The organism is Hoeflea sp. BAL378 (assembly GCF_000759435.1).
In the GTDB taxonomy this organism is placed as follows: domain Bacteria; phylum Pseudomonadota; class Alphaproteobacteria; order Rhizobiales; family Rhizobiaceae; genus Hoeflea.
On the sequence record NZ_JRJG01000051.1, the window covers coordinates 1 to 3,200 of the forward strand.

A 3,200-nucleotide genomic window follows, 5' to 3' on the forward strand; every position below is an offset into this window, starting at 1 on the left:
CCCGCCGGAACTCAGGTCGGTCCGCGCCTGGCTGGTCACCCGCGTCGTGCATGTCTGGTTCGCGCTGGCCCGCGGCATGACGCTCGGCGTGCGCGCCGCCTGTTTCGATGCGGACGGCCGGGTGTTCCTGGTCAGGCATTCCTATGTGCCCGGCTGGCACATGCCGGGCGGCGGCGTCGAGCGCGGCGAGACCGTGGCGGAGGCGCTCGCCAAGGAACTGCGCGAGGAGGGCAATCTCGAGCTTGCCGGCCCGGCCGAGCTGGTGGCGGTCTATTTCAACCGCCGCACCAGCCGCCGCGACCATGTCGCCTTCTACCGCTGCAAGGTGCGCCAGATCGCGCCCAAGGCCGCCGACCGGGAGATCGTCGAGGCCGGGTTCTTCGCGCTCGACGCGCTGCCCCAGGGCGTGACGGCGGCGACGCGGCGCCGGCTGGCGGAGCTCGCGGGCGCGGCGCCGGTCAGCGAGGAGTGGTGAGGGCGGTCGGAGTGGATGCTGAAGAGCATTCACAGGTCGCTTGCAAAGGCCTGCTGGTGTCTCTGGCATGCTTTGCAATATGGAGCTGTTTTTTTGACCTGATCGATGCCTATGCACTGGCACCTCGGCGCCAGAGTTTGCAGGAAAAGGCCCCGACCGGTTAAGCCGGGGCCCAAGCCGGCTACTTGAAATCGAACGTCAACTGAGCGGGCTCAATTCCGGGGAATTTGGCCCCGGTGTTGATTTCAGAAACCCGCCCCTGGTTGATCTCATAGCGGGCTGCAATGTCATGCTGGTTCATGCAATTTGCCAGCAGCAGTGCCTTAATTTCCGCCGCCATCATAGGGTCAACGGGTTTCGACTTCCGTTTCTTGGGGAAGTGGACGATCATTTGCGTTTCTTTCCGCGCAATGCGCATAAGCGCACTTGTCTCGGAAAAGCAGGCGAGTTAGACTCTTTCTGTGGAGGGAGCCTAACCGCTTCGCTTTTCCGAGTGATCCGCTTTCAAGTGCCAACAAGGGTGCGGACCATTTACATTCTGAAGCTCGTTTGGGGACCTCTAATCCCCTTGCGGGCTTCAGTTGTTTCGGGCCTTACCGAATCAACCACTCCTATTAAGCAGCGACTCGGATGGTGAAGTCCAGAGCATGGCAACCCGAATCGGTGCAATCCCCCAATCATAGATTGGCCCGTGTGGAAAGTGGGGAGAGAGCAATTGACACCCTGAGAACTGTGCTCCGGCACAGAATCACAGATTTGTTTTTGAATTTCAAACTAAGACACTACCCATTTTCGGGCGGCAGACCCTGCTACGCCCGCATCAATTCCGTCTCACGACAAGGCCAGCCCTTGAATGCGGGCCGTTCCTGCTTAAATCCGTCCAACTGCAGGTTTGCACACCCCACCCCCGTTTCGGTGCATCGCCTTGTTCCGACAACTGTGCGCGCGCCCCTTTTAACGAAAAGCACCTCATGTCTTCCATCGTTTCGATCGAGAATTTGTCCAAACAGTACGACAGCGGCTTCCAGGCGCTCAAACAGGTCAACCTGGAGATCAAGGAGGGCGAGATCCTGGCTTTGCTCGGCCCAAATGGCGCCGGCAAGACAACGCTGATCTCGATCATCTGCGGGCTGGTCAACCCCAGTTCCGGCTCGGTCAAGGTCGGCGGCTTCGATGTGGTCCAGGATTTTCGCCAGGCCCGCTCGCTGATCGGGCTGGTGCCGCAGGAGATCGCGCTCGAGCCGTTCCAGACCGTCTATGACGCGCTGCGCTTCACCCGCGGCCTGTTCGGCAAGCGCCACGATCCGGCGCTCCTGCAGAACATCCTCGAGAAACTGTCGCTGTGGGACAAGAAGGATTCCAAGACGATGGAGCTGTCGGGCGGCATGAAGCGCCGGGTGCTGATCGCCAAGGCGCTCTGCCACGAGCCCAGGGTTCTGTTTCTCGACGAACCCACCGCCGGCGTCGATGTCGAATTGCGCAAGGAAATGTGGGAGGTGGTGCGCCAGCTCAAGCAGGACGGCGTCACCATCATCCTGACCACCCATTACATCGACGAGGCGGAAGCCATCGCCGACCGGGTGGGCGTCATTCGCGGCGGCGAATTGCTGCTGGTGGAAAAGAAGGAGGCGCTGATGCAGCGCATGGGCCAGCGGCAGATGCGCATCGAGCTGATGGCGCCGCTCGCGGCGATCCCGCCTGCACTTGCCCGCTACAATCTCGACTACAGCACGGAGGACCAGGCGCTGACCTATTCCTACGAGGCCAATGGCGAGCGGACCGGCATCTCCTCGCTGTTCGCCGACCTGAGCACTGCGGGCATCATCCTGCGCGACGTGGAGACGCGGCAAAGCTCGCTCGAGGATATTTTCGTCGGCCTGGTTGAGGACAAGTCATGAATTTTCAGGCAGTCAAATCCATCTATTCCTTTGAAATGGCGCGGTTCTTCCGGACGCTCTCGCAGAGCCTGATCTCGCCGGTGCTGTCGACGTCGCTCTATTTCATCGTCTTCGGCGCGGCCATCGGCTCGCGCATCGACGAGATCGACGGGGTGAGCTACGGCGCCTTCATCGTGCCGGGCCTGATCATGCTGTCGGTGCTGACGCAGTCGATCTCCAATGCCTCCTTCGGGATCTACTTCCCGAAATTCCTGGGCTCGATCTATGAACTGCACACAGCACCTGTGTCCTTCGTCGAAATCGTGCTCGGCTATGTCGGGGCGGCGGCCACCAAGTCGGCGCTGATCGGGCTGGTGATCCTGATCACGGCGGAGTTCTTCGTCGATTTTTCGATCCTGCATCCGGTGGCGATGCTCGCCTTCCTGGTGCTGACCTGCGTCTCGTTCAGCCTGTTCGGCTTCATCATCGGCATCTGGTCGAAGAATTTCGAGCAGCTCCAGATGATCCCGCTCCTGGTGATCACGCCGCTCGTGTTCCTGGGGGGCAGCTTCTATTCGGTCTCCATGCTGCCGCCATTCTGGCAGACGGTGACCATGTTCAATCCGGTGGTCTACCTGATCTCGGGCTTCCGCTGGAGCTTCTTCGGCGTGTCCGACATCAATATCGGCCTCAGCCTGACGATGATCGCGGTGTTCATGTTCATCTGCCTCGGCATCATCGGCTGGACCTTCAAGACCGGCTACAAGATCAAGACCTGACCGGCGGCATCCTGACCGGGCCGAATGCAAAAAGGCGCTCCCGAAGGGGAGCGCCTTTTTCGTGGAAGG

At 60.7% G+C, this 3,200-nt stretch carries 4 protein-coding genes; 3 read left to right on the forward strand and 1 reads right to left on the reverse strand.

Annotation, left to right across the window (positions count from 1 at the left end; all coding sequences use genetic code 11):
- Positions 1-31: 31 nt before the first annotated feature.
- Entirely contained in the window at positions 32-475 is a 444-nt protein-coding gene (locus tag LL06_RS13210) for an NUDIX domain-containing protein (RefSeq protein ID WP_173426123.1), read from the forward strand.
- 181 nt (positions 476-656) lie between these two features.
- Here LL06_RS13210 and LL06_RS13215 read toward each other — a convergent pair whose 3' ends face one another.
- A complete protein-coding gene (locus tag LL06_RS13215; RefSeq protein ID WP_035527480.1) occupies positions 657-866 on the reverse strand; it encodes a hypothetical protein in 210 nt (69 codons plus the stop codon).
- A gap of 580 nt (positions 867-1,446) precedes the next feature.
- Between LL06_RS13215 and LL06_RS13220 the strand changes: the two genes are divergently transcribed.
- Both LL06_RS13220 and LL06_RS13225 read left to right on the forward strand, forming a co-directional pair.
- A complete protein-coding gene (locus LL06_RS13220; RefSeq protein ID WP_035527483.1) occupies positions 1,447-2,373 on the forward strand; it encodes an ABC transporter ATP-binding protein in 927 nt (308 codons plus the stop codon).
- Positions 2,370-3,131, forward strand: coding sequence for an ABC transporter permease (locus LL06_RS13225; protein ID WP_035527486.1), 762 nt, complete (start codon positions 2,370-2,372; stop codon positions 3,129-3,131). The genes LL06_RS13220 and LL06_RS13225 overlap by 4 nt, the downstream gene beginning before the upstream one ends.
- Positions 3,132-3,200: the final 69 nt, after the last annotated feature.

Bases quoted from the DNA above. Each gene is read 5' to 3' on its own strand.
- LL06_RS13215 (WP_035527480.1), bottom strand. From the start codon at position 866: ATGATCGTCCACTTCCCCAAGAAACGGAAGTCGAAACCCGTTGACCCT.
- LL06_RS13220 (WP_035527483.1), top strand. From the start codon at position 1,447: ATGTCTTCCATCGTTTCGATCGAGAATTTGTCCAAACAGTACGACAGC.
- LL06_RS13225 (WP_035527486.1), top strand. From the start codon at position 2,370: ATGAATTTTCAGGCAGTCAAATCCATCTATTCCTTTGAAATGGCGCGG.